Here is a 25,004-nt window from a genome sequence, read left to right on the forward strand (position 1 = left end):
CCGCCCGCTTGCCAAAGGAGGACTGGACTGAATGGATCTGGGACTGAAAGACCGTGTAGCTGTTGTGACCGGCGCCAGCCGGGGAATCGGGCGAGGTATCGCCGAATCGTTGGCCCGGGAGGGCTGCAAGCTGGTGGTGTGCGCCCGCGGGGAAGAGCGACTGGAAGAAACCGCTACGGCGCTGCGTGAGCTGGGTGCTGAGGTGGTGGCTGTTTCGGGCGATGTGACCTCTGCTGAAGGGGCCGTGCGGCCGATAGAGACCGCGCTTTCCGAGTTCGGTGCCGTGCATGTGCTGGTGAGCAACGTCGGCGGCAATCGTCGTGGCCGTTTCGCCGATACGTCGGATGACGACTGGGAAGCCGTGCTGGACGCCAACCTGCGTGCGCACATTCGTGTGGCACGTCGGGCCGTGCCGGCCATGGAACAGTCCGGTGGAGGAGCGATCACCTTCACGGCTTCGATCTTCGGACGGGAGGGGGGAGGTCCCGGCCTCTCGATCTACAACAGCACCAAGAGCGCGCTGATTTCGATGGCCAAGATCATGGCCATGGAGCTTGCGGAGAAGAACATCCGCGTGAATACCATCGCGCCGGGTTCGATTCGATTTCCGGGCGGCAGCTGGGACCGGCGCTGCAACGAGGACCCCGAGGGCATGAAGGCGTTTATCGCTGACAACCTGCCGTTCGGCCGGTTTGGTCGCGTGGAGGAGGTGGCCGACACCGCGGCCTTCCTCAGTTCGGACCGCGCCTCATGGATCAGCGGGGCATGCCTGAACGTGGACGGCGTGCAGTCCAAGTCCCTGATCTAGGCGGGCTCGCAGGCAGCCCGACCCCGGGAGATCAGACGTAGCGCGTGTAGGTGACGTTCACGCGGCGGGCACCCGTTTCGGCCCGGCGCCATTGCACCAGGATCGGGCTCTGGTACGTCCCTGCGATAATGCGACTCGGCTTTTCGGCCTCGCTGCCCTCGACGACCAGGCTGACACCGCGTTTCATGCGGAGAAACCGCTGGGCCGGTACCTGTACGAACTTGTCGATCACCCGCTCGATGAAGGATTCCGAGAGACCCGCCCGGTCTATGAATCGGTTCACGAAGTGCACCAGGTCATATTTGGCGTAGTCCTTGGCCTTCTCCTTGATGGCTTTCGGGTCGCGCAGCATGTTGCGGCCGCGCTGGGCCATGAACCGGATCGGGTCCTGTAGCACCTCGCGGAGGTCGTGACGCATCAGCAGCGTCTCGTACTCGTTGACGGTCAGGCCGGTGTTCTTCTCACAGGGATCCAGGGCCAGATCGATGCGGCCGCGATCGATCCCGTGGATGCGAATCAGCTCATGCAGCCGGTCAAAAAGGCCAAGCTGGGGATCCCAGAGATTGATGGAGTCGATTGGGTGCTTCGAAACCGGGATTTCCAGAGTGAACTGGTCTACGATCTCATCCCGGTTGTAGCCAAGGGCCGTCGTGCGACGATTCCGGCGGTTCTCCTCATACACGCCGTCGAGATCCACAAAGTAGACTGGCGTGTCCGGCTCGTTGTGGTACGTGACCGTGTTTTCGAGGCCCGACCCGATGAAGGTCAGGTGCGAGTCGGCATTGCGGGGCTCGACCAATTTCTGTTCATCGGACAACTCATCCCGCAGGTCCATCTGGTCGTGCCGGTAGTCGGCACCCTCGGGAAACAGACCCTGAAAAGAGCCCACATAGGCCTGCAGCGTCTGACGATCATGACCCAGCCTCTTCGCGAACACCTGCTCGAAGTAGCCGGCTGTGGTGTGGTAGGACGTATATGTGGTCCGGGGAAACTCAGACAGGAATCCGGGCGCCTGCTCCTCAATCCGCTTCGAAACATCAATGATGTCGACCCGCCGTTCCGGCTGGATGTCGACAGTTACTTCAGCAGGTTCCTGAGCCATTACTTGGTGTGGGCGTTGGAAATGAGGGAGCGGCCTTCTGAATCAGCAGAGGTGAACGAGGTGTCCCCGTCACCGTTCCGAACCTGTCGTGCCGACACGCTTCCTTCTTGGAATCGTATACGAAAAGGTTCATCGGATGGCACGTCGCGCGCGCTGACAATGCGACGACCGGCGTGTTCGACGAGCGCAAAGCCGGTTTCAAGCGGTCGGAGGGGGTTCATCCCTTCGAGACGGGCCTTGCGCGCTTCCAGTTGCAGCTTCGCACGCTCCAGCAGGGAGGCCAGGGAGCGCTCCAGTCGCGTGACACGTCGGTCCACCTCGCCCCGCGCCCGGTCGATGCGCAGCCCGGGATGCGGGACCCGGCGTGCCCGCTCCACTAGTGCCCTGGCGCGTTGGATACGCGCACGGATGAGTCCGTCCTGTCTGGCCGCGATCGCGCGCAGCGTGCCACGGAGCTCTTCCTGGTCCGGAACCGCAAGCTCGGCCGCCATGCTCGGCGTAGCCGCTCGCTGGTCCGCCACAAGGTCAACCAGCGTGGAGTCGGACTCGTGACCGACACCCGAGACAACCGGTATTCCGGACGCGTGCACGGCGCGCACCGTCACCTCCTCGTTGAACGCCCAAAGGTCCTCAAGGCTGCCACCACCCCGTCCGACAATCAATACATCCGGACGCTGCGGATGTGACCCGGGCAGGCGGTTGAAGGAGCGCACCGCCCGCGCGATATCGTTTGCGGCGCCATCGCCCTGGACCAGAACCGGCTGCACCACCACCCGCGCCAGGGGATATCGCCGCTTGAGAACGGTGAGGATATCCCGGACCGCAGCGCCCGTGGCGGACGTCACCACCCCTACACACCGGGGGAATCGTGGCAGTGAGCGTTTCCGTGCGGGGTCGAACAGCCCCTCGAGGTCCAGCTTGCGGGCCAGTTCGGCGAGCGCCTTCTGAAGTGCGCCCTCTCCAGCGGGCTGCATGCTGCGCACGCTGATTTGCAGGTCTCCGCGCGCGGCATACACAGTCAGGCCGCCCCGGATGCGGACGCGCATGCCGTCGGCAGGCCGAAACCGCAGGCGAGCTGCGTCGGAGGCCCACATGGTGCAACGGACCTGTGCGCGTTCGTCCTTGACCGTAAAGTAGCAGTGTCCGGAGCGGGGGCGCTTGAAGTTGGAGATCTCGCCTTCAACGAAGACGGTTCGGAACTCTCTCTCGACGAGGCCGGCCAGTCGGCTGACCAGTCGCGTCACCGTTACCGGTTCTTCGCTGCGTCCCCCTGTGTATCTTCCCTCCACCACGGAATAAACAATACGATGGGCAAAGGCGACAAACGCACCAGACGCGGCAAGATTCGGGCAAAGTCCTACGGCAAGAGTCGACCGCGCAAAAGCAACAAGGCATCCAAGAAGTCCTGAGCATGCGAAAGACCGGCGTGGCCCGTGCACAGTGGTCCGCACTGGCCACGGCAGTGCTTCTGCTGATCGCGCCCCGGTCGGGCGCGCAAGAGCTTGATCTCGGGTTTCTGCAGACCCGCGCGGAGGCGACGGGCTACGCGGAAACCACGGGCTATGACGAGGCGGTGGCCTTTCTCGAGGTTGCGGCAGCCCAGTCGGACCGGCTCCACATTACCACTTTCGGATACACGACAGAGGGGCGTTCGCTGCCACTGGTGGTCTGGGGGGACGTGGATCCTGATCCTGTCTCACTTCGCGAAGACACCCGGCTCCGCATCTACCTGCAGGGCAACATCCACGCCGGCGAGGTTTGCGGAAAGGAGGCCATGTTGGCTCTGGTCCGGGACCTGGCCGCCGGTGGTTATGACGCGTGGCTGGACGATGTCGTCCTGCTCATCGCACCCATCTATAACGCGGATGGGAACGAGCGCGTCAGCCTCTACAACAGGCCGAGACAGCACGGGCCCGTGGGGGGCATGGGGCAGCGACCGAATGCCCGCAATCTGGACCTGAATCGGGACCACATGAAGCTCGCGAGTCCCGAAGCACGCTCTCTGGTCCGCATGATCAGCGCCTATGATCCACACGTGCTGGTGGATCTGCATACCACCAACGGATCCCGCCACGGATACCATCTGACGTACGCGCCGCCGCTGAATCCGAACACCCACCCGGCCATCGACGGGCTTCTTCGCGACGAGCTTCTGCCGGCAGTCACGGACGCCGTTCGCGAGCAGCACGGCTGGGAATTCTACCACTACGGCAACCTGCCCTTCCGGAATGCCCCGCGTGGCTGGTACACGTTTGATCATCGCCCGCGATTCAGCAACAACTATGCGGGCCTGCGCAACCGATTCGGCATTCTCTCGGAGGCCTACTCCTACGCGTCGTTCGAAGATCGAGTGCGTGCCTCACGGGCGTTTGTGGAGGCCATCGTGAACTATGCGGCAGCGAATCGGGAAGCCATGATGGGCGCCCTTCGGGAGGCGGACGATGCCGTCCTGCCGGGATCGGAGTACGGCGTGACGGCCACCTGGAAGCCAACGCCTGAGGATGTCCCCATCCTGCTGGGAGAGGTGGAGCAGGTCCGAAACCCGTACTCCGGGGCTCCGATGCTCCTGCGAACAGATGAGACACGGGTCGAGGACATGCCGGCGTACATCGCCTTTCAGGCCGCCGAGACGACCGTGCTACCGGAAGCCTACCTGATTCCTCCCGGCCACGATTCGGTCATCGCTCTCCTGAAGGACCATGGTGTGGAAGTCATGGCGGCTCCGGGCGGGCGCGCGCTCGGCGAGGCCTTTGGCATTGACTCGACGCGTGTCGCTGAGCGCGCCTTCCAGGGCGTGAATGAGCGCACAATACTCGGAAGCTGGGCGCCGCGTTCTCAGGAGACGACTCAGGAGTGGACCCGGGTGCCTCTGGCGCAACCCCTTGGCCGCCTCGTGGCGTATTTGCTGGAGCCAAGGAGTGACGACGGCATTGTCAATTGGGATCTGATACAGTTCGACGGACCGGAATACCCGATCCTGCGCATCCCCGCCGGGCATCGGGAGTGAGCGCTCCGTACCCGATTGATGCCATCCTGGAAACCGAACGGCACGGCTTCGACGAGCTGGCGGAGTCGGTGCTTGCCTACCAGCGACAGGAGAACCCGGTGTACCGCCGGTTCAGCCAGGTAGCACGGCATCTGCCGGTGGAGGCCTTCAAGCGCACGGCGGTCACCACTTTCCCGGCTGAAGAGGCCGAGGCGGTCTTCCAGTCCAGCGGCACGGGATCAGGCACGCCGTCTCGGCACTACGTGCGGTATCGGGACGACTATCGTGCGGTGGTCACTGCGGGGTACACGCGCATCTTCGGCGATGGGCCCCGGCGCATCATTGCTCACCTGCCTGCCTATGCGGAGACCTCATCGCTCGTAGCCATGGCCTCCGATCTGATGGAGCGGTTCGGGGCCGACGGCTCGGGTTTCTTCCTGGATGACCCGGGCTTGCTGGACCGGGCCGTGCATACTCCCGGAGCCCCGATCTGGCTGATCGGCGCTGCATTTGGTTTGCTGGATCTGGTCGATGAGCGGCCTCGCGCGCTGCCGGAGGGCAGTGTTGTCGTTGAAACCGGCGGCATGAAGACCCACAGACGGAGCATACCCCGGACCGAGCTTCATGCGCGGCTGCAAGTGGGCTTTTCAGTGCCTGTGACGTCACTCTGGAGTGAATACGGCATGTGTGAGCTGATGTCCCAGGCCTGGGGGCGTTCTGGGGAGGCCTTCGAATCGCCGCCCTGGATGAAGGTCTCGATCGTGAATCCGGAGGATCCCGTGCGGGAGGTACCGGCGGGTCAGACTGGTGCGATTGCCGTGGTGGACCTTGCAAATCAGCACTCGGCCTCGGCCATCCTTACGCAGGACCGGGGTCGCATGGCCCCGGGGGATCGATTCGAAGTACTTGGCCGTCTTACAGGCGCCGAACTGAGGGGCTGTAATCACTTGATGGAGCAGGTTTGATCCGAATCGACCACCAGATCCACCCCAGTGTGCGCACCATTCGCATGGACCGGGCGGAGAAACGCAATGCGTTGGATGCCGAACTCGTCGAGGCATTGACGGCCGCCGTGGTGCATGCGGACGAGGACGATGCGATACGGGTGATCGTGCTTACCGGGACAGGCAAGGCTTTTTCCGCAGGGGCCGATCTGGCGGCGCTGCAACGACTTGCGTCTGCGTCATTCGAAGACAACCTGAATGACAGCCGCACCCTGGCCGACCTGTTCGAGTCGGTCTATCAGAGCAGCAAACCGGTGGTCGCCCGTGTCAACGGGCATGCCATCGCCGGCGGTTGCGGATTGGCCGCCGTATGCGACTTTGTCGTGGCGGACGATCGGGCACGATTCGGATTTACTGAGGTTCGGATCGGCTTTGTGCCGGCCATCATTTCGGTGTACCTGCTGGAACGGTTTCCGGAAGCCGCGGTCCGGCGCGACTTCCTGCACGGGGGCCTGTTTACAGCAGCGGAGGCCGCGGAGCGCGGGTTGGTGAATCAAGTGGTGGGCGCAGATGCGCTCGACGCCGCGGTTGCCTCGCTGGCGGGGGACCTCGCCCGTGAAACAAGTCCTACCGCCGTCGCGGCCACGAAACTGCTCCTGCGTCAACAGCATCCGGATCACGACGTCCGCCTGGAGCGGGCGGTTGAACTCAACGCGCGCGCACGCGGAACGGCGGAGTGCCGGGCGGGCGTGGCGGCCTTCCTGGCCAAGACACCCTTTCCCTGGGCGGACGCATGGGACTCCAACGCGTAAGGCCCTTTTCCGGGAAGCAGTACCCCGAAGCCCAGCGAGAGGCCATCGCCGCGCTTTGGAAGTGGTACGACGTCTCCGGATCCGATCGTGCCACCAAGGAGGATGCCGCCAGGGTTCGATCGGGCGGGCAGCCACTCCGGGTCCCGGCCATGCACTGGCGGCTGCTCGAGGACCGATGCCGGAGATTGAAGGTCGACCCGGTGCCGCTGGCGAACCGGCTGGAAGCGACTGCAAGGCTGCGTTACGGAGACGGGCCGGTCTCCGGAGCCGAGATCACCCCGTTCCTGGATCAGCTTGTCGGATGCGTTGCATCGACGTATGTGAGCCTGATCGGGATGAAGGGCTCCTGGCAGCGCAAATCCGCATCGGAATTCGCGCAGGGCCTCATCCTGTTGGAGTACCTCCAGTGGGCTCCTGAGTACGCGCGGCGCGGCATGACGCTGTTTTGCCGCAAGGAACTGAAACAGGCGGGGATCACCGTCGACGACCTGGCTGGAACGGAGCCGCCCAAAGGCTACCGCGCGCTGGCTTGGAAACAGAGCATCCGAGCACGAGACGCGCTTGCCGGCGCACGAACGCTGATCGTAGAGCTGGATTTTCTGGACCGGCTCTATACCAAGCGGGTCTGGTTCGCCGCGCTCGAATCCCTCTACGTGCTCGACAAACGGGACTTCGACGTCTGGACGGAGAAGCCGAGTCTTTCTCCGGTGGCGAAGGCCAGGGTGGGTATTCAGAGTATTTTCGGTCGCACCGCGTTCCGCTCCTCGTAGCTTCCCGCACACGCAGCCGCCAGATCATGAGCATCACCTACAAGGACGCCGGAGTCGACATCGAGGCCGGCGAAGAGACGGTTCGCCGCATCAAACCCCTGGTGAGATCCACCTTTACCCCCGGTGTGCTGGCCGACATCGGTGCATTCGGCGGATTTTTCGAGCTGGACCTCGCCGCCTGGAAACGGCCGGTCCTGGTCTCCTCGGTCGATGGGGTCGGCACCAAGCTGAAGGTTGCCTTCCGCTCGGACAAGCACGACACGGTTGGACAGTGTTTGGTGAACCACTGCGTCAACGACATCGCCGTCTGTGGAGCGAAGCCGCTCTATTTCCTGGACTATTTCTCCACCGGAGCACTGGATCCTGGCGTGGCGGAGGATGTGATTGCCGGATTTGCCGTCGCCTGTCGGGAGAATGGTTGTGCACTGATTGGCGGCGAAACGGCAGAAATGCCGGACCTGTACCAGGAGGGTGAGTATGACCTTGCCGGCACGGTGGTGGGTGTGGTCGAGAAGGACCGCATCCTTGACGGAAGCCGCGTGGAGAAGGGCGATGTGCTCATCGGACTTCCCTCGACCGGATTGCACACGAACGGCTACTCACTTGCCCGCAAGGTGTTGTTCTCGCGGTTTGAAGTGACTGATCGTCCGGATGCGCTGGGGGGCGCCTCGGTGGGTGAGGCATTGCTCGCCGTCCATCGTTCATATCTGCAGGCGATTCAGGCACTGACCGAGCGAGACATGGCGCATGGGTTTGTGCACGTCACCGGCGGAGGCATCCCCGGCAATACCCGGCGCATCATGCCGGATGGCCTCACATTCGAGGTCCTCTACGAGGCCTGGGAGCGCCCTGCGCTTTTCCGTTTGATCCAGGAAATCGGGCACGTTCCGGAGGAGGATATGAGACGAACGTTCAACCTGGGCATCGGGCTCATTGCCTGCGTGCCCGGTGCTGCAGCCTCTGAGGCCCTGGAGATCTGGCGGAGCATGGGCGAGGAGCCTGCCGTGATCGGACGCGTGCTCGCCGACGCGTAATCGGCGAAACCTGACGCCGACTTTTCGGTGTCAGGGATCGGTGTCGATGTTATTCTCCTTGAACTGAATCGGCATGCTCTCTATAGCGGTAATTATCGTACTCAGCTACCTGGTAGGATCGATCCCGGGTAGCATTCTGGTCGGCAAGGCCCTGTATGGGGTCGATCTGCGGGCGCACGGGTCTGGCAATGCCGGCGCCACGAACACCTTCCGGGTTCTGGGTTGGAAGGCAGGCACGCTCGCCACGGTCATCGACGTAGGCAAGGGACTGCTGGCCGCCGGACTGATCGCAACCATCCGCATTGACGCGGTGCCGCAGGGACTCGGCTTCTGGAATGCCGAATCGGTGATCAGACTCATCGCAGGGATTGCGGCTGTGGTGGGACATATGTATCCCGTGTGGGCCGGATTCCGGGGTGGCAAGGGCGTGAACACGTCGGCGGGCGTGCTCTTTGCGCTTACGCCGGTTTCGATGCTCATCACACTGGCGGTATTCGCCACAGTGCTGTTCCTGTCGCGCTACGTCTCCCTGGCCAGCCTAGCCGCCACGGCTGCGTTCCCGTCCACGATTGCGATCCGCAAATATGTATTTGGGGTCGACACGCTGGACGCCAGTCTGCTTTTTCTGAGCCTGATCATGGCGGCTGCCATTTTTTACGGCCACCGATCCAATATCGAGCGATTGCGCAGTGGGACCGAGTCCCGGATCCGCAGCTTCCGACCTGCCGTCGGGATGCGGAATCGGGGAGAACTCTGACTTTGTGGAAGATCGTATTGCCGTAATCGGAGCCGGCAGCTGGGGAACCGCGCTGGCTATCAGTCTCGCCCTGGGAGGGCGGGATGTTTCGTTGTGGGCGCGTCGTTCGGAGGCGGCCGAGGTCATGCGGACCGAGCGCCACAATCCGACGTATCTCCCCAGGGCCATCATTCCGGACGGTGTCCAGGTCACGTCTGATCTGGAATCGGCCATCCGCGACAGGGGAGTCTGGTTGTTTGCCACTCCCAGTCAGTCCGTGCGAGAAGTGGCGGGCAAAGTGGCTGGTTTCGCGACGCCGAAGCACGTGTTGGTTTCGGTCGCAAAAGGCATTGAGAACGGCACGCTTCTGACCACGTCCGGCGTGTTGCGGGAAGCCGTGCCGACGGTGCCTGCCGAGCGCATCGGCGTGCTGTACGGCCCGAGTCACGCCGAAGAGGTCGCTGCCGCAGTGCCGACGGCAGTTGTGGTGGCGTTCGACGACCTGGAGGTGGCCGAGCACGTGCAGGACCTCTTCATGTCGCCCCGACTTCGCGTTTACTCGAACCCGGACCTGTTGGGCGTTGAGATCGCGGGTTCGGTCAAGAACATCCTGGCCATCGCCACCGGCATTTGTGATGGTGTTGGCTACGGCGACAACGCCAAGGCCGCCCTGATCACCCGGGGCATCGCCGAAATCAAGCGCCTGGGCGTTGCGATGGGGGCGCGGGAGGAGACGTTTTCCGGCCTCGCAGGCATCGGTGACCTTGTCGTGACGTGCATGAGTCGACATAGTCGCAACCGGTACGTAGGAGAGCAGATCGGAAAGGGGCGTGCCCTCGACGACATTCGCAGCGAAATGAAGATGGTCGCAGAGGGCGTGCGCACGGCCGTTTCGGTGCATGAACTGGCTGCCCGGCACAAGGTGGAAATGCCCATCGTCGAAGCCGTCTACGACATCCTGTTTAACGGGAAGGCGCCGAGGGCCGCGGTGCACGATCTCATGACCCGCGCGGCCAAGCGAGAAGACCGTCTCTACATCGACAGCCCGGCATGATTTCCGAATCCCCCCAGGAAAAGAGCCTCAGTCTTAGTGATGTCCAGCGTCTTGCCGGGATCGGGGAGGGGCAGTTTATCGAGTTCAAACGGCGAGTCCCTCAGGGGCGCCGCCTCGCCAAGGAGGTCGTGGCGTTTGCGAATTCCAGCGGCGGACATCTGCTGCTTGGTGTGAACGATGCGGGGGAAGTTGTCGGCTTGCGCGATGTGCATGAGGAGATCTTCGCGCTCGAACGTGCCCTGGAGCAGCACTGCTATCCGGCCGTCGCGTATTCGCTGGAGCGGGTGGAGGTCAGTCGCCGTCGCGAGGTTATCGTGGTGCGCGTCCCCGAATCGGAAGGCAAGCCCCACTTTGTGATCGAGCCCGATGATCCCATGCGGAGGACCGCCTACGTACGCGTCAAGGACATGAGCATTGAGGCCAGCCGGGAGGCGGTGCGGCTCATGCGGACCGGTACCGATTCCGATACCAGCTTCGAGTTTGGCAAGAAGGAACTGCTGCTCATGCGCTACCTCGACGAGTACCAGCGCATCACGGTCAGCCAATTCGCGCAGCTCGCCGACATCCCGAACAAGCGCGCGTCGCACACGCTGGTGCTGCTCGCGCGCGCCGAGGTGCTGAAGCTGCACATTGACGCCGGCGGCGATTACTTCACGCTGGCGAGGAACCGGGCTGCCTGAGGGGGGCTCGGCGGGCTCGGCGGCGCGGGGTGGAGCCCGCCCGGCGGCTTGGCGCTGGCGTGGCGCTGGCGTGGCGGCGTGGCGTGGCGCTGGCGTGGCGCTGGCGTGGCGGCGTGGCGTGGAGCCCTCTCGGCGCCGTGGCGGGGCGCCCGCCCGGCGGCTTGGCGCTGGCGTGGCGGCGTGGCGTGGAGCCCTCTCGGCGCCGTGGCGGGGCGCCCGGGGTGCCCGCCCGGCGGCCGAACGAGGCCCACAGGCCCGCGGATGCCGCCGGCTCGACCCGAGCGCGCCCGCAAAATGCCCCCAAGTGTAATCCGGGGCCGAGATTCCACTCAGAGGCAACTCAGCACGACCCGCATATGGAATCCGGGCCCTTATCCCACATCGCCGGGATGCCGCAGGATCCGGTTGTGGAATCGGCCTACCTGTTTCCATATCGCCCAACCGCCGGGCCCGAGGTCGGCGGCCGATTTGACTACCGCAGGGAGAGCGTCGGAGAAACCAACCTTTCCACATCCCCTCTCGGGGGCATAAGGATGTCACAGGGGCGTCGTAGATTATGCGGTCGGACCATGCATCCGTTATTGTGAGCGCTTAATGCCCATCGTCGATGTAGTCCCGCTGCACGAAACGACCAGTCAGCGGTATCTCAACTACGCGTTATCCGTTATTACCTCCCGGGCGCTGCCCGATATCCGGGACGGCCTGAAGCCCGTGCACCGGCGGATTCTGTACGCGATGTACAACAACCTCCGCCTCTATCCGGACGGAAGGTTTCGCAAATCCGCGACGGTGGTCGGCGAGGTAATGGGCAAGTACCATCCCCACGGAGACTCGGCCATCTACGAAGCGATGGTGCGCATGGCCCAGGACTTCTCACTGCGCGTACCGCTGGTCCACGGCCATGGCAATTTTGGCTCCCTGGACGGTGACAGCCCGGCCGCCATGCGGTACACGGAGGCCAAGCTTCAGGCAGTAGCGATGGAGCTGCTGCAGGAGATCCGGAAAAACACCGTCGCGTTTCGGCCCACGTTCGACGGAACGCTCAACGAGCCGGTAGTCCTTCCGGCCCGTTGGCCGAACCTGCTCGTCAACGGTTCCTCCGGCATTGCCGTCGGCATGGCCACGAACATCCCGCCGCACAACCTGGGCGAGGTGGTCGATGCGCTCATCTACATGGTCGGCAATCCGAACCCGAGGGTGTCGACGCTGGTGGAGAAGTTTGTAAGGGCTCCGGACTTTCCGACGGGAGGCCGGATTCTGAACACGCCGGACGAGCTGCTTGCCATCTACGAAAATGGGGAAGGGCCCGTTGAGGTGCGGGGCGAATACGAGTCCGAGGGCAAGAGTCGGGTCATCGTGACTTCGATTCCCTACGGGATCTCCAAGAGCTCGCTGATCGAGCAGATCGCCGATCAGATCATCAAGGGGAAGCTGCCCCAGGTGGTCGATGTGCGGGACGAGTCCACCGACGATGTTCGCATCGTGCTGGAGCTGAAGCGAGGGGCCGCCGCGGAAGTGGCGATGGCGTATCTGCTCAAACACACGTCGCTGCAGACGCGCTTCCATGTCAACATGACGTGCCTGCTACCGACAGACAACCCGGAAGTCTGCCGGCCGGAAAAGGTTGACCTCAAGACGGTGCTCAGGCACTTCCTGGACTTCCGCATGGAAGTCGTGGTGCGACGTCTGCGCTATGACCTGCATGAGCTGGAGAAGCGCATCCACATTCTTCGTGGCTTCGAGATCATCTTCAATGACCTGGACGAAGCCATCCGGCTGATCCGGGCCTCGGACGGCAAGCGTGACGCAGCCGAGAAGCTCATGGCGCGGTTTGAGCTGGATGAGGTTCAAACCGAAGCGATTCTTGAAACCAAGCTCTACAAGCTCGCCCGCCTGGAAATCGAGGCCATCCGCGCAGAGCTGGCCGAAAAGGAAGCTGCGGCGGCGGCCTTGCGGGAACTGCTCGGAGACGAGGTCGCGCGCTGGAAACTCATCAAGGATGAGCTTCGCGAGGTGCGCAAGCAGTTCGGCGACGACCGTCGCACGCTGGTTGCAGGCCCGGATGAGGCGCTGGAGTACTCGGTAGAAGACTACATCGTGGACGAGGAAGTCTACGTCATCGTCACCGGGGATGGCTGGGTAAAGCGCCAGGGATCGTACAAGGACGTCGAGTCGATTCGGGTCCGGGACGGCGATTCCGTCAGTTGGGTGCTTCCGGGTTCCACCCGCAAGGCCGCCGTCTTCTTCACGAACGTGGGTACCGCCTACACCACGAGGATCGAGGCCCTGCCAAGCACTACCGGTCATGGGCTGCCCATCCAGAAACTGTTCGATTTTTCGGACGGAGAGCGCATCGTAGGTGTAGTGTCGATGGACGAGGCGGCGCTTCCCAAACCGGTGGTTGAACCCGACAGCGAACCCGAGCTCTTTGGAGACCGGGAGCCCGCGAATGAAGGGCCGTATTTTGTGGCCATGTCCCGCAATGGACAGTGTCTGCGGTTGCCGCTGTCCACGTTCTCGGAGCCTTCCACCCGCGTGGGGCGACGGTTCATGCGTCTCCTGGGCAACGATGAGGTGTTGGGTGTTGAGCCGGCCTCCGGAAGCGAAAACGTCTGTCTTGCTACGAAAGAGGGCTTTGCACTCATCTATCCGGTGCAGCAGGTCCCGGTGATGAAGGGGGCAGCCAAGGGCGTGATTGCTGTGCGGTTGGGTGCTCGCGACTCGGTGCTCGGATTCACGCTGTCTCAGGCGGCGCGTCAGGGACTTGAAGTGGAGACGACCCGTGGCCGCCGGGAGGTCGTGCGGACTACTAAGTTTGAAGTCTCCAACCGTGGCAACAAGGGCCGCCTGGTGATCCAGCGCGGATCCCTGGTCAAGGTGGTTCGAACGCCGGTTGAGATCCGGCGCAACGGAACGGCATAAGATGGCGACAGCTGCAAAGAGCTACACAGGAGCTGATATCCAGGTCCTTGAAGGCCTGGAACCCGTTCGGAAGCGTCCGGGCATGTACATTGGCGGCACCGGCAAACCCGGGCTGCACCACCTGTTGTGGGAAGTCGTGGACAACGCCGTCGACGAAGCCACCAACGGGTACGCGTCGCACATCGAGGTGGTGCTGCATGCGGACGGTCGTAGCGTCACCGTGGTCGACAACGGTCGTGGCATCCCCGTGGACAGGCATCCCACCAAGAAAAAGCCTGCGCTTGAGGTCATTCTGACCACTCTGCATGCCGGAGGCAAGTTCGATTCCTCGAACTACATCACTTCCGGCGGTCTGCACGGTGTGGGTGCATCCGTGGTGAACGCGCTTTCGGAGGAACTGGTAGCGCAGGTGAAACGGGGCGGCAAGACATACGAGCAGCGCTATGCTCGCGGCGTTCCGATCACCAAATTGAAGGTGGTCGGCACCGGAATCCGTGGCACCGGCACGTCGATGTTCTTCCGACCCGACCCGGAAATCTTCGAGTCGGTGGACTTCGATCCGGCGTGGATTGCGGAGCAGCTGGAGATAAAGACCTACCTGAATGGCGAGCTGCGCATTGTTTTTCGCGACGAGACCTCCGGCGAGCGCCACGAATTCCACCATGAGGGAGGTATCGCCGAGTATGAGCAGCACCTGCTCAAGTCGCTTGGCGCTCGCCCGGTTCAGGATGAAGCGTTCGTGGTCCGTCAGGACATGGGAGACGGCAGCCGCGTCGAAATCGTGGTCCGCTGGACCGAACTGCCGCGGGAGCAGATCAAGAGCTTTGTCAATGGCATTCCAACGCCGGACGGGGGCACGCACGAGGCCGGCCTGAAGGACGCGGTTCGAAGCGCGATCCGCGCGTACATGGATACGCACGACCTGCTGCCGAAGAAGCTCGAAATCTCGGCAGACGATATCCGGGAGGGCATAGTGGCCGTGATCAGCCTCTTCATGGTCGACCCCCAGTTCCAGGGGCAGACCAAGGAGAAGCTAAACAACCCGGAGGCGAAAGGGCTGGTCTCCGGCGCGCTACGGCTGGAGCTGGAGCAGTATCTGAACAGGAACCCCACGACGGGGGAGGCCATCGCCGCCCGCGTGATTCAGGCCGCCCGCGCACGCCACGCGTCTCGGGCTGCGGCGCGTACCGTGCGTCGGGCGACCAGCGTTTCGCATCGGCTGAATCTTCCGGGAAAGCTGGCCGACTGCTCCAGCACAGACCCGGCCGAGAGCGAGATCTTCATTGTCGAGGGGGACTCCGCCGGAGGCTCTGCCAAGCAAGGCCGGGACCGGAAATACCAGGCCATTCTCCCGTTGCGCGGCAAGGTGCTGAATGCGGAGCAGGCGGCGCTAAATAAGGTGTTGGACAACAAGGAGTTATCCAATGTGGTTCAGGCTTTGGGTTGTGGGGTGGGAGACCATCTGGACCTGGAAAAGCTGCGCTACCACAAGGTGATTCTCCTGATGGATGCCGACTCGGACGGGCACCACATCTCAACCCTGCTTCTGACCTTCTTCTATCGGTACATGAAGCCCCTGATCGACGAGGGCTTTGTATACATCGCCCAGCCCCCGCTCTTCCGCATCGACGCGGCGAAGGATACCTACTGGGCGTTGGACGAGGCGGATCGAGACCGGATCGTGGCCTCTATCAAGAAGAAGAACCGCAACACGCGGGTCGAACTTCAGCGCTTCAAGGGCCTGGGAGAGATGATGCCGGCCACGTTGAAGGAAACCACGCTGGATCCCGAACGGCGGCGCCTACTGCGTGTGGCCATTCCGGAGGGGCAGCGGGTACAGACCGAACGCACCATATCCGACCTGATGGGAAAGGACGCCTCTGCGCGCTACAGCTTCATCATGGACCACGCAGGGGAGGTGGAGGAGCTGGACGTCTAGTCCCTTCTCCAGAGGTCCTCGCTGAAGGAGCCTATTCGTCCAAATTCGTAGTGCTGGAGACGGACCAGACCCCGACCGGGCTCGAATCTGGCTCTCAGTGACGTTGATCCACCGAAACCGGCCCGGAGCAGTACATCGATTGAATCTGGCGTGTTCGGCTGCAGCGTGCCGTATGGCAGCGGATCAATCAGCCCGAAGTACCCTGTTCCGGATAGGGAATCCCTGGACAGACTCAACAGCATGGACCGGGTGAACGTTGTGTCGAAGGGCTGCGGGGGAAATAGGCCCCAATCGGCTGCGTAGTCCGGGTAAGGCTCCCACTCCTGTCGGGCCTGGATGTGCTCCTGCACCGTCGCCGAGTACACCCCGTCGTCGCACCGCTGGTTCGCAAATGTCCACGTGGCCGTGCCCCCGCGCACCCAGGTGATGGGAAACGGCGCGTTGAAATTTGTGAATGTGTGTCGGTAATCGAATGCCCACTCCGAGGCCGCTGAGACGGGCATGAGCATCGCGCTCCAATCAACCGGTCGGTCGCACGCGTCGGCGATCTGCGTGGTGAACTCCCAATTCCAGGATCGACCGTCGGTGCCAGTCAGGCGAACGACCACCACGCCAGAACCTTCGCCTGTTGGTGTAACGGACAGGATCCTGGTGTCCGAGCCGATCAGGTAGGCCCTTACCGAATGATGGGAGGCAACCACCTGGTAGGTGGCCACATCGACAAAGAAATCGTCCAGATCCCACTGCGACGCAGGGTCGTCGCTGTCGCGGCCAAACGCGGTAAAGGGAGGAGTGCCGAACGGCACGTTGTCGGATGGAGGCGGCTTCTCCGAGTCGTCCCGGGACGGCGCTGCCGGCCCTACTACGGAGTCACACCCCACCACCAGAAGCAACAAAACGGAGAGGCTACTTGCTCGCATGTCTTTGATACCTGCCGCGGCGCCTCAACACCCAAGGGCAAGGATGGCGCCGGCCCGAATTGCCGCCTCGTCGTCCAGAAATTCCGGGATTTGTTCACGTAAACGCTTTCGAATTCTCGAGATCGGCCGAAATCGTAAGTGGCAGGCTTCTTGAAGCCTCCATGAATGCGCGTCGGTCGTGCAGCGGTTGTGCGACTCGGCGCAGAAGAACGAGGCCGACATATGAACCACTCCCGCTACATGAGCGCCATCGCGACCCTTCTGGTTGCCGGCGTCGCGGGGTGCGCAGGATTCGAGCGGCCTGAGCCACGGTTCGAACTGGCCGGGTTTACCACACACAGCGATGCCGACTTGTGGAATGTCGTGCGCTCTGGTGGGGCAGCCCCGGTTAATGGGCGAGTTTGCATCCTGGATTCCGGCGTCGATCTCAACCACCCCGACCTGAACGTTTCCAAAGAACTAAGTCGCAGCTTTGTGTCCAGAGGACCGGAGCAGGGCGATCCACATGACTACAACGGGCACGGCACGCATGTGGCCGGCATCGTCGCCGCCATCGACAATGGAATCGGCGTCACGGGGATCGCAAGCGGCGCCACCGTCGTGGCCATCAAGGTGGTCAACAAGGACGGCCAGGGCTATACGGGCGATGTGCTCGCAGGCATTCGATACGCCGCATCGCGCCTGAAGGACGGCCAGCAGCTGTGCGACGTGGTGAACTTCAGCATAGGAGCTGCAGCCGACAAACGGGTTGACAAGGCCGTTCGGCGGGCCGCCAAACGGGTGCCCTTCGTGGCTTCCGCAGGCAACAAGGGCCGCCACGTGCGCGATTTCTCTCCAGCCCGCCTCAACGCCAAGAACGTGTACACCGTCACGGCGATTGCGAGGGGGGACCGCTGGCCGATGTTCTCCAATTTCGGATCTACGGCCGTCGACTTCGCGGCTCCGGGCGTGCGGGTACGCTCGACGTGGAAGGACGGGGGCTACAAGACCATCAGCGGCACGTCAGCGGCGGCAGCTCACGTGACCGGCATGCTGCTGCGAGGCGGCATGCTTGCGGATGGCATCGTCATGGATCCGCGCGGAGACGCATACATGATTCCGGTTGCGCCTCCGGTTGAGCTGGAGCCGGCGCTGGCGAGTGCGGAGCCGACGTCGGGTCGGTAGGGCAACGAGCCCCAACCATCTGTTTTTGTTGAAGCAGGGAGCGTGTTTGCGGGTACGAGGTTGTAGCGCGCCTTCAGGCCCGTAGCTCAATTGGCAGAGCAGCTGACTCTTAATCAGCGGGTTCGGGGTTCGAGTCCCCGCGGGCCTACGACGTTCGGTTACTGATTTGTTGACTCGCCGATTTCTGGTTGCTCTCGCTCTGGCGCTTGTTTCCCTCTGCGCGTGCGAATGGCCCATCGGGGATGAGGACGAATTCAGCGTCGGTGCCGGCAACGGTGTGCTCGTCCTTCGTAACGGCCTGGATGAACGCGTCCACTACATGGTGATCGGCGAACTCATGGCAGGCCTGTCAGACCTTGCACCGGATCTGAATGGGACCTTCCTGGAGCCAGGAGAGAGCACCGTCGTGCCCGAAGAAGAGTTTTCGCTCTACTGGGAGGGAGAGACCTAGGTACTCGTCCTGTGGTGGACCGAGGTCGGTCTTGAGACGAAGGGCGCTGGCCGCCTCACAGAAGTCAGAGTGCCGCTGGCCGAGGCGCTGAACGAGCGATAGCAAGGAATGACCGACCTTCGCCCCGACGAATCGGAAGTAATCGTAACCGCAATTGGCCCGGACCACCGGGGCCTGGCGGATCCGATCATCCACTGCCTGACGCAGGCCGGCGCCAATATCGCCGAGATCCAGATGTACGACCGCGACGAGGCGAGCCAGTTCGCCATGCTCGTGCGTGTCCACCTGGCGGATGACCGCGTTGAGCGCCTCCGAGCGGAGATGAAGGAGATTGGCCGTCAGACCCACCTCATGATCCGGACCTGGGTCCCGCGCTGGGGGCGTCGGGCGCGCATCGCCATTTGCTGCACCATCAGGCAGGAGCCGGTGCAGGCGATTCTGGATGCAGCTGCGAACGGCGTTTTGCCCGCGGATCCGGTGGTGGTGATCGGCAATCGCGACCGCTGCCGGCCGCTGGCAGACAACGCGGGCGTACCGTTTGAAATGATCGGCGACGAGAAGGGCGAACCGGACAACGAGCGGTTCATGAGCCTGATCGACGACTACCAGGTGGACTACGTGGTCTTGGCGCGCTACATGCGTCTGGTCCCGCCAGACATGTGCTGGAGCTTTGCTGGCGGGCGAATCATCAATCTGCACCACGGCTTGCTTCCAGGTTTTCCGGGCATTCGGCCGTATCACGCGGCTTTCGCCAGCAACATGCTGACGTTTGGCGCCACCTGCCACTTCATCGTTCCGGAGCTCGATGCGGGCAATCAGATTGTATACCAAAGCACCTTTGCGGTACCGCCGGGCACTCCGCTGAAGCAGGTGATCCGGCAGGGCCAGTCCGAGAACGAGCCGCATTGCATTGTAGAGGGGCTCAGGCGCGTAGTGATGGGGGAGGTGCGGCTGCACTTTCACCGGGTGATCGCCGCGGGGTAAACCGACGCTGGCGCGCCCCAACCGAGCTCCGCTCAGGCCCGGCGCGGACCCCATCGCACGAACCCTGCGTTTCGTGTAAACCGCGCCACGCCGCATGCTGTCTATGGAGACGATCGCTCTCGCCACAGCATGTACGCCGTCACCCAAACACTCCCCATGGAGACCCCGCTCCACCGCCAGCTGGACTTTCCGCAGATCGTCCGGCAATACAAACGGGGCGTTCTGGCGCTGGCCTACGACCTGACGGGCAACGCGCATGACGCCGAGGACCTAGCGCAGGAGGTGTTTATCAAGGCCCATCGTGGGCTCTCGACCTTTCGCGGAGACTCCGGCATCTATGCCTGGCTGCGGCGCATTGCGGTCAACACACACCTGAATCGCAAGCGGAAAAAAGCCGTCAGCCACATGAGGCTGTTCGGCGACGTCTCGGAAACCGACACCTGGGAAGGCGCCGAAAGGCCACCGGATTCCGGTGCCGAGGCCACAGACACCCGCTCGCACATAGATCGTGCGCTCGAGCAGCTCTCTCCCCGAGAACGCAGTGCGTTCGTCATGCGACACTACCAGGAGCTCTCCACCCGCGAGGTGGCCGAGGCGATGGGCGTGGCGGACGGCACCGTGAAGAGTCTGCTTTTCCGCGCCACCACAAAACTTCGTTCCTCCCTGCATTACCTGAGGCAGGAATCATGAAAGAGAATCATTTCACCGCGTGTGAATCCTGGCAGCCTGTCATGGTCGATGTCCTCTTCGGCGATGCCGACGAGGCTGTGATTGCGAACCATCTACGGGAATGCCCGACCTGCGCCGCTGAGTTTCGCTCGCTGCAGGAGACGCTCGAGTTGACCGCGGATCGGCCGGCCTTCGCGCCTGAAGAAGCCGTTCTTGCGCGCCTGGAAGAGCGCGTCCTGACCGAAACGGCTCGTCACACGCTGCGCCCGTTGCCGATGCCCCGGATGCGTCGTTTGCCCGCGTGGACGTATCGCATGGTTGCCGTGGCCGCTGTTCTGGTGATCGGGATTGCCATCGGACGCCTCATTCCGCAGGAGGAGACCAGCGCTCCGAATGCCAGTCTGCCTTTGACTGCGCAGCTCACGCCTGTGGAAGCCCGCGCACATTCGTACCTCGACCGCTCAAAGACGGTGCTGCTCGGCGTGGTCAATTTTGACCCTGCGACGGACAACCCGGCCAGCCTGAACCTGCCTCAGCGCAGTGCGATTGCCTCAGAACTGCTGCAGGAGGCCAACTTTCTGAAGACGACACTCTCCGAGTCTGAACAGCAGCGTCTGAGGGCCCTGGTCAGCGAACTCGAAATCATTCTGCTTCAACTCGCCAATCTTGAGGAGCGCGTGGACGTGCCCGAACTCGAGATCATGAAGGCGGGCGTGGATCAGAACGCACTCCTTTTCAAGATCGATGTGGAGCAGATGCGCCGCACGGTGAGCAAACCCGAGACCCGCAAGGATCCGGGAGCGGCCGTGTAGCGCTACCCGTCGACTGTACATAGATACGCCAGCCTCCGGGCCATCCGGAAAGAGCCATGACCAAGTACAAGATCATCCTGATTGTGCTGCTGACGACACTTGTCGCGCCAGCCGCCGCCCAGACTTCCGACGCAGATGCCGCCTACCGTGCGGCCAATTCCCTGGTATTGGACCAGCGCTGGTCCGAGGCCCGCGACGCGATGCGGCAGTTTGCGCGGACGTACAGCCGTCATGACCGCGCCGACGATGCGTCATTCTACGCCTGCTACGCGCAGGATCAGCTGGACTCGGCCTCGTCCGCGGTATTTGAGTGCTACTCCGACTTCGTGGAAGCCCACGGTCGCAGCAACTACGCCGACGATGCCAAAGCCAACATGATCAGGGTGGCTCGTGCGCTCTCGAGTGCCGGCCAGCCCGAGTACATGACCCGCATTAGGGATCTGCAGCAGGAGAACGATGAGGACGTGGCTCTGGCCGCCCTGTATGCCCTCCAAAACCTCGGCGACGATCGCGCGCTGGACACCATTCTGGCCGTCTACGACCGCTCGACGAGCGACAAGGTGCGCAGCCGCATCGTGTATATGCTGGGCGATTTCGACAGCGACGCAGTGATGCCCAAACTCCAGGAGATTGCCCTCGGCAACGCGTCCGTTTCCGTGCGCAAGAGCGCGGTCTACGCCCTGGGCAATCACGACTCGCACAACGAGGCTGTCACGGCGCTGAAGGCCATAGTGGCTTCGGATGCGGAGACCGAAATCCGCAAGACCGCGGTCCGCGCCCTTGGCAATGTGGATGCTCCCGACATGGTGCCAGTACTCGCCGAACTGGCTGCCGGCTCCGGCGACATCGAGCTGGGCAAGGCGGCGGTGTACGCGATGGGCAACAGCGACGGAGCGGCAGCCGTGGAGGCGCTCAAAACCATTGTTTCGGGCGATGGGGCCGTCGAAGTCCGGAAGGCCGCGCTGTATGCCCTGGGCAACAGCGACCACGGTGGGTTGGTGCCGTTCCTGGCTGAGATCGCGACATCCTCCACCAATGCGGAACTGGCAAAAACTGCAGCCTACGCCATCGGAAACCACGATTCAAGCGCCGGCTCGGAGGCGTTGATGTCCGTGGTCCAGAACGGCAAGTCCGTCGAGGTACGGAAGGCGGCGCTGTATGCGCTGGGCAACCGGGACGGCGCGCGTGCGGTTGAAATGCTGCGCGAGGTGGCCATGTCTTCTGATGACAACGAGTTGCAGAAGGCTGCTGTCTACGCCATCGGAAATGCGGATGGCGAGAGTGCATCGCGCGCTCTGCGGCAGATTTACGGCGCAAGCGAGTCGGTGGAGGTCCGGAAAGCGATCCTGTATGCCATCGGAAACAGCGAAGGGCGGGGTGCCAGGGACTTCCTCATGGACGTCGCGACGACCTCGGCAGAGTCGGAACTGGCCAAGGCTGCCGTGTACGCGCTGGGCAACCACGTCGATGACGATACCAGTGTGCTCATCGAAGTCCTGCGCAAGGCCACGAATGCCGAGGTCCGCCGAGCCGCGCTCTACGCCATCGGCAATTCCGATACGAGCCAGGCGACCGCGGCCCTGGATAGCATCTTGAAAGATGAGCGCGACCCCGAATTGCGCCGTGCCGCCGTATTCGCACTGGGCAATACGGGTGAGGACCGCGCTGTCTCAATCCTGGTGCGCGTGGTCCAGGAAGATGCCAGCACGCGCGTGCGCACCGCGGCTGTTCAGGCCCTTGGCAACATAGGCACGGAGGCTGCGCAGGAGGCCTTGCTCAAAATCCTGGAAGGCGGCGACGACTAGTCGGTTTGTCGCCGCAGGGCGACGCGCAATCACCCATTAACACGGTTCTTCGGCCGATGTGCGGCACGAATAGCCACCACTGTATCTGGAGGAAACTGCCATGAACACAACGAAATTCCTGGGATGGGCCACCATCGGTGCCGCTGCGCTCCTGATCGCGTCCCCCTTCATTGTAGACGAGGTCCGCACCGCTACGCAGTCCGCCAAAGTGGTCCTTGCAGACACCCCGGTGCCTTCGGACTCTGAAGATCCTGAGGTGGCCAAGGCTGCCATTTATGCGCTGGCGAACTCGCTGGAGGAGGGAGAGATTGATCTTCTGGTGCCCATCGTCAACGAGGCGAAGCATGAGGAGGTGCGCAAGGCAGCGCTCTACGCCATTGGAAACGTTGGCGGAGCATCGGCTGCGGAGTTTCTAAAGGAAACGGCCATCTCGCACCGGGAGACCGAGACCGCCAAGGCCGCGCTGTACGCTTTGTCGAACACGATCGAGGACAACGACGTCGGTCCGCTTGTAGAGGTGCTGCAGAAATCGGATGTGCTCGAAGTCCGGAAGGCGGCCCTGTACCAGATCGGCAATGAGGACTCTGAGGAGGCCGTCGCTACGCTCGCCGAGATCGCGCGGGAGGGCGAACCGGAGTTGCGGAAAGCGGCCGTCTATGCGCTGGGGAACAGTGACCTGGAGTCAGCTCGGGAGGTGCTGATCAACCTGGTCGGCGGGTTGGACTAATGCGTCGCCTGCTCATTGCATTTCTCCTGCTGAGTCCGGGCATGGTCCGGGCTCAGCAGGTGGTTCAGCCTCCCGCCACGGCGGAGACCTTTGAGGACCGCCTTTCCTGGGCGCTGGCCCAGCGGGGGGAGGCGACCATACTTTGGACCGTGGATTCGCAGGCCATGATGTCGTCCTGGTCGGAGAACGATCCGCCGTTGCGTGAGGTGCTCGGCCTGTCTGACGGAGACCCGGCCCAGGCAGCCATCATGCTTAGACTCGAGGGAGGATCGGTGGTCCACATCCGTACGCAGAGGCTGGATTCTCCGGCAGTGGAACGAAGGCCAGAGGAGCGCAGAAGGCCGATCCGCTGGTTGGGTGCCGCTACTCAATCGGAGAGTTTCGCGGCGCTTTCCGGGCTGAGCGTCAGCGGCCGGGCGATACGGGGCAGACTGTACGCCTACGGGATTCTGTCTGATGTGCCGGCAGCAGGTCGCGTGGTCTCAGATGCGCTGGTCTCAAGCGAGTCCGTCGACCTGCGGAAGGCCGCCGCGTATGCGTTGGGCAGGCACTCGGGAAACGATGCCATAGAGCGACTGAAGCGGGCCTCGCTGGAGGACCCGTCCGTTGATGTCTCCAAGGCGGCCGGGTACGCCATCGGGGCCGTGAACACGCCCGAGGCCCTGACGGCCTTGCAGGACCTCATCGCCCGTCACACGTCCCGGGAAATCCGGAAGGCGGCGGTGTATGCAGTGGGGAACCTGGACCTGCCGGAAGCCCGGATGTACTTGCTGGAACTCGCCCGCACGGAACAATGAAGGAGAAGTTGGCAGTGTGGGCCGCCGTCCTGACCCTCGCGGTGCCGGCCTCCGGGCAGGATGTCGTACGGGCCACCGGGGTACACGTCACCGAGTCGCTCAGCTACGCTGCAGGGATCGCGCAGGATCGGGAGTGGGACCGTGTCTGGGTGGGGTTCACCGTTCCTCGCACGGAGTACGGCGGTATGTACTACGGCGGCAATCTGAATTCAGACCGACGCACTCTGGAAGACGTTTTGGATCCACCGACGGTCGAGCAGGCGGCCCGGCGCGCACTGCTGCGCGCATCCGGTGAGGAGACAGAAACGACCGCCGTGGCTGTCCTTCTTCAGCTTGAGGAGGGTAGTCTTCGGGATGCGCGCATTCGGTCGATGGGCGCGCCAGCGGGACTCGGCGGGCAGCCGTTGGTCTGGCTGGGGGAGGCGGACCCGCTAGATTCCCTGCCCTGGCTCATGGCGCTCCTGGACGATTCACGTGGGGAATTACGGGAGGACCTAGTGTCTGCAATCGGTCTGCACGAATTGCCGGATACCGTTGTGCCGTTTCTCTTTGAGCTTGCCCACTCCGATCCGGATGAGGAGGTCAGGGAACGGGCGCGTTTCTGGATGGCCGATGCCGTTGCGAGCCGGATGGGCCTCATGCGTGGCTCGGCCGAAGAGCGAGATAGCGACGACGCTCGCGTGCAACGGAGCGCCGTCTATGCGCTGGTGAATTCCGACGAGGCCGGCGCTCCGGCGAGGCTGGAGCGCTTGATTGAGTCAGGCACCAGCAAAGAGGTCAAGCGGCATGCCGTCTTGAATCTTGCCTATCTGGACGACGGTCGGGGCCTGCCTGCGCTGGAGGTCCTGGCCCGGAGGGCGGGTCTCTTGAAGTAGTCGGGGAGGGGGT

The 25,004-nt window shown here is 63.1% G+C and carries 24 protein-coding genes and 1 tRNA gene; 22 read left to right on the plus strand and 3 right to left on the minus strand.

The genetic code is table 11. From position 1 onward, the window contains the following. Positions 1-31 precede the first annotated feature (31 nt). Positions 32-808: an SDR family oxidoreductase gene (locus tag JJ896_18075; GenBank protein MBO6781572.1), complete on the plus strand. Its 777-nt coding sequence runs from the start codon at positions 32-34 to the stop codon at positions 806-808. 31 nt (positions 809-839) lie between these two features. Here JJ896_18075 and JJ896_18080 read toward each other — a convergent pair whose 3' ends face one another. Both JJ896_18080 and xseA read right to left on the minus strand, forming a co-directional pair. Then, positions 840-1,910: a hypothetical protein gene (locus tag JJ896_18080; GenBank protein ID MBO6781573.1), complete on the minus strand. Its 1,071-nt coding sequence runs from the start codon at positions 1,908-1,910 to the stop codon at positions 840-842. Then, positions 1,910-3,154 carry an exodeoxyribonuclease VII large subunit gene (xseA, locus tag JJ896_18085; GenBank protein ID MBO6781574.1) on the minus strand — a complete coding sequence of 415 codons (1,245 nt, stop codon included), beginning with the start codon at positions 3,152-3,154 and terminating at the stop codon, positions 1,910-1,912. Before xseA ends, JJ896_18080 begins: the two co-directional genes overlap by 1 nt. Positions 3,155-3,217: 63 nt before the next feature. On the opposite strand from xseA, the gene JJ896_18090 reads away from it, so the two are divergent. The 11 genes from JJ896_18090 to JJ896_18140 all read left to right on the plus strand — a co-directional run bounded on the left by JJ896_18090 (position 3,218) and on the right by JJ896_18140 (position 15,787). Further along, positions 3,218-3,319 carry a 30S ribosomal protein THX gene (locus tag JJ896_18090; GenBank protein MBO6781575.1) on the plus strand — a complete coding sequence of 34 codons (102 nt, stop codon included), beginning with the start codon at positions 3,218-3,220 and terminating at the stop codon, positions 3,317-3,319. Between the two features lie 2 nt (positions 3,320-3,321). Then, positions 3,322-4,917 carry a M14 family metallopeptidase gene (locus tag JJ896_18095; protein ID MBO6781576.1) on the plus strand — a complete coding sequence of 532 codons (1,596 nt, stop codon included), beginning with the start codon at positions 3,322-3,324 and terminating at the stop codon, positions 4,915-4,917. Beyond that, a complete protein-coding gene (locus JJ896_18100) occupies positions 4,914-5,861 on the plus strand; it encodes a hypothetical protein (GenBank protein ID MBO6781577.1) in 948 nt (315 codons plus the stop codon). The genes JJ896_18095 and JJ896_18100 overlap by 4 nt, the downstream gene beginning before the upstream one ends. Beyond that, positions 5,858-6,652, plus strand: a complete 795-nt coding sequence (locus JJ896_18105; GenBank protein MBO6781578.1) for an enoyl-CoA hydratase/isomerase family protein — start codon at positions 5,858-5,860, stop codon at positions 6,650-6,652. The genes JJ896_18100 and JJ896_18105 overlap by 4 nt, the downstream gene beginning before the upstream one ends. Next, entirely contained in the window at positions 6,634-7,422 is a 789-nt protein-coding gene (locus tag JJ896_18110) for a hypothetical protein (protein MBO6781579.1), read from the plus strand. Before JJ896_18105 ends, JJ896_18110 begins: the two co-directional genes overlap by 19 nt. A gap of 26 nt (positions 7,423-7,448) precedes the next feature. After that, positions 7,449-8,456 carry a phosphoribosylformylglycinamidine cyclo-ligase gene (locus JJ896_18115; protein MBO6781580.1) on the plus strand — a complete coding sequence of 336 codons (1,008 nt, stop codon included), beginning with the start codon at positions 7,449-7,451 and terminating at the stop codon, positions 8,454-8,456. Between the two features lie 73 nt (positions 8,457-8,529). Further along, a complete protein-coding gene (gene plsY, locus JJ896_18120; protein ID MBO6781581.1) occupies positions 8,530-9,213 on the plus strand; it encodes a glycerol-3-phosphate 1-O-acyltransferase PlsY in 684 nt (227 codons plus the stop codon). A gap of 4 nt (positions 9,214-9,217) precedes the next feature. Beyond that, entirely contained in the window at positions 9,218-10,246 is a 1,029-nt protein-coding gene (locus JJ896_18125) for an NAD(P)H-dependent glycerol-3-phosphate dehydrogenase (protein MBO6781582.1), read from the plus strand. Beyond that, positions 10,243-10,926: an ATP-binding protein gene (locus tag JJ896_18130; protein MBO6781583.1), complete on the plus strand. Its 684-nt coding sequence runs from the start codon at positions 10,243-10,245 to the stop codon at positions 10,924-10,926. The genes JJ896_18125 and JJ896_18130 overlap by 4 nt, the downstream gene beginning before the upstream one ends. Positions 10,927-11,520: 594 nt before the next feature. Beyond that, a complete protein-coding gene (locus JJ896_18135; protein MBO6781584.1) occupies positions 11,521-13,848 on the plus strand; it encodes a DNA topoisomerase IV subunit A in 2,328 nt (775 codons plus the stop codon). Position 13,849: 1 nt separating this feature from the next. Next, positions 13,850-15,787, plus strand: coding sequence for a type IIA DNA topoisomerase subunit B (locus JJ896_18140; GenBank protein ID MBO6781585.1), 1,938 nt, complete (start codon positions 13,850-13,852; stop codon positions 15,785-15,787). Here JJ896_18140 and JJ896_18145 read toward each other — a convergent pair. Further along, positions 15,784-16,707, minus strand: coding sequence for a hypothetical protein (locus JJ896_18145; protein ID MBO6781586.1), 924 nt, complete (start codon positions 16,705-16,707; stop codon positions 15,784-15,786). The two genes, JJ896_18140 and JJ896_18145, sit on opposite strands and share 4 nt — an antisense overlap. Positions 16,708-16,929: 222 nt before the next feature. Here JJ896_18145 and JJ896_18150 point away from each other — a divergent pair, with 222 nt between their 5' ends. From JJ896_18150 to JJ896_18195, 10 genes are all read left to right on the plus strand, one after another. Continuing rightward, positions 16,930-17,871: a S8 family serine peptidase gene (locus JJ896_18150; protein ID MBO6781587.1), complete on the plus strand. Its 942-nt coding sequence runs from the start codon at positions 16,930-16,932 to the stop codon at positions 17,869-17,871. Positions 17,872-17,946: 75 nt separating this feature from the next. Next, positions 17,947-18,019: transfer RNA gene (locus tag JJ896_18155), tRNA-Lys, on the plus strand. Between the two features lie 21 nt (positions 18,020-18,040). Beyond that, on the plus strand, positions 18,041-18,322 hold the full coding sequence (locus JJ896_18160) for a hypothetical protein (GenBank protein ID MBO6781588.1): 282 nt from the start codon (positions 18,041-18,043) through the stop codon (positions 18,320-18,322). 108 nt (positions 18,323-18,430) lie between these two features. Continuing rightward, entirely contained in the window at positions 18,431-19,306 is an 876-nt protein-coding gene (locus JJ896_18165; protein ID MBO6781589.1) for a hypothetical protein, read from the plus strand. A 156-nt stretch (positions 19,307-19,462) separates the two neighbouring features. Beyond that, positions 19,463-19,996, plus strand: a complete 534-nt coding sequence (locus JJ896_18170; GenBank protein ID MBO6781590.1) for a sigma-70 family RNA polymerase sigma factor — start codon at positions 19,463-19,465, stop codon at positions 19,994-19,996. Beyond that, on the plus strand, positions 19,993-20,787 hold the full coding sequence (locus JJ896_18175; GenBank protein ID MBO6781591.1) for a hypothetical protein: 795 nt from the start codon (positions 19,993-19,995) through the stop codon (positions 20,785-20,787). The genes JJ896_18170 and JJ896_18175 overlap by 4 nt, the downstream gene beginning before the upstream one ends. 56 nt (positions 20,788-20,843) lie before the next feature. After that, a complete protein-coding gene (locus JJ896_18180) occupies positions 20,844-22,592 on the plus strand; it encodes a HEAT repeat domain-containing protein (protein MBO6781592.1) in 1,749 nt (582 codons plus the stop codon). Between the two features lie 100 nt (positions 22,593-22,692). Next, positions 22,693-23,319, plus strand: a complete 627-nt coding sequence (locus JJ896_18185) for a HEAT repeat domain-containing protein (GenBank protein MBO6781593.1) — start codon at positions 22,693-22,695, stop codon at positions 23,317-23,319. Beyond that, complete coding sequence (locus tag JJ896_18190) at positions 23,319-24,116, plus strand: HEAT repeat domain-containing protein (protein ID MBO6781594.1); 798 nt, start codon at positions 23,319-23,321, stop codon at positions 24,114-24,116. Before JJ896_18185 ends, JJ896_18190 begins: the two co-directional genes overlap by 1 nt. After that, a complete protein-coding gene (locus JJ896_18195; protein ID MBO6781595.1) occupies positions 24,113-24,991 on the plus strand; it encodes a hypothetical protein in 879 nt (292 codons plus the stop codon). Before JJ896_18190 ends, JJ896_18195 begins: the two co-directional genes overlap by 4 nt. The last annotated feature ends 13 nt before the right edge of the window (positions 24,992-25,004 follow it).

This window comes from Rhodothermales bacterium, assembly GCA_017643395.1.
In the GTDB taxonomy this organism is placed as follows: Bacteria; Bacteroidota; Rhodothermia; order Rhodothermales; family UBA10348; genus JABDJZ01.

What these genes read in the sequence shown, in the direction of transcription:
- JJ896_18135 (MBO6781584.1), top strand. Translation starts at nt 11,521, where the DNA reads ATGCCCATCGTCGATGTAGTCCCGCTGCACGAAACGACCAGTCAGCGG.
- JJ896_18075 (MBO6781572.1), top strand. Translation starts at nt 32, where the DNA reads ATGGATCTGGGACTGAAAGACCGTGTAGCTGTTGTGACCGGCGCCAGC.
- JJ896_18130 (MBO6781583.1), top strand. Translation starts at nt 10,243, where the DNA reads ATGATTTCCGAATCCCCCCAGGAAAAGAGCCTCAGTCTTAGTGATGTC.
- JJ896_18190 (MBO6781594.1), top strand. Translation starts at nt 23,319, where the DNA reads ATGCGTCGCCTGCTCATTGCATTTCTCCTGCTGAGTCCGGGCATGGTC.
- JJ896_18185 (MBO6781593.1), top strand. Translation starts at nt 22,693, where the DNA reads ATGAACACAACGAAATTCCTGGGATGGGCCACCATCGGTGCCGCTGCG.
- plsY (MBO6781581.1), top strand. Translation starts at nt 8,530, where the DNA reads ATGCTCTCTATAGCGGTAATTATCGTACTCAGCTACCTGGTAGGATCG.
- JJ896_18175 (MBO6781591.1), top strand. Translation starts at nt 19,993, where the DNA reads ATGAAAGAGAATCATTTCACCGCGTGTGAATCCTGGCAGCCTGTCATG.
- JJ896_18195 (MBO6781595.1), top strand. Translation starts at nt 24,113, where the DNA reads ATGAAGGAGAAGTTGGCAGTGTGGGCCGCCGTCCTGACCCTCGCGGTG.
- JJ896_18115 (MBO6781580.1), top strand. Translation starts at nt 7,449, where the DNA reads ATGAGCATCACCTACAAGGACGCCGGAGTCGACATCGAGGCCGGCGAA.
- JJ896_18090 (MBO6781575.1), top strand. Translation starts at nt 3,218, where the DNA reads ATGGGCAAAGGCGACAAACGCACCAGACGCGGCAAGATTCGGGCAAAG.
- JJ896_18170 (MBO6781590.1), top strand. Translation starts at nt 19,463, where the DNA reads ATGGAGACCCCGCTCCACCGCCAGCTGGACTTTCCGCAGATCGTCCGG.
- JJ896_18140 (MBO6781585.1), top strand. Translation starts at nt 13,850, where the DNA reads ATGGCGACAGCTGCAAAGAGCTACACAGGAGCTGATATCCAGGTCCTT.
- JJ896_18165 (MBO6781589.1), top strand. Translation starts at nt 18,431, where the DNA reads ATGACCGACCTTCGCCCCGACGAATCGGAAGTAATCGTAACCGCAATT.
- JJ896_18180 (MBO6781592.1), top strand. Translation starts at nt 20,844, where the DNA reads ATGACCAAGTACAAGATCATCCTGATTGTGCTGCTGACGACACTTGTC.
- JJ896_18095 (MBO6781576.1), top strand. Translation starts at nt 3,322, where the DNA reads ATGCGAAAGACCGGCGTGGCCCGTGCACAGTGGTCCGCACTGGCCACG.
- JJ896_18150 (MBO6781587.1), top strand. Translation starts at nt 16,930, where the DNA reads ATGAACCACTCCCGCTACATGAGCGCCATCGCGACCCTTCTGGTTGCC.
- JJ896_18145 (MBO6781586.1), bottom strand. Translation starts at nt 16,707, where the DNA reads ATGCGAGCAAGTAGCCTCTCCGTTTTGTTGCTTCTGGTGGTGGGGTGT.
- JJ896_18110 (MBO6781579.1), top strand. Translation starts at nt 6,634, where the DNA reads ATGGGACTCCAACGCGTAAGGCCCTTTTCCGGGAAGCAGTACCCCGAA.
- JJ896_18080 (MBO6781573.1), bottom strand. Translation starts at nt 1,910, where the DNA reads ATGGCTCAGGAACCTGCTGAAGTAACTGTCGACATCCAGCCGGAACGG.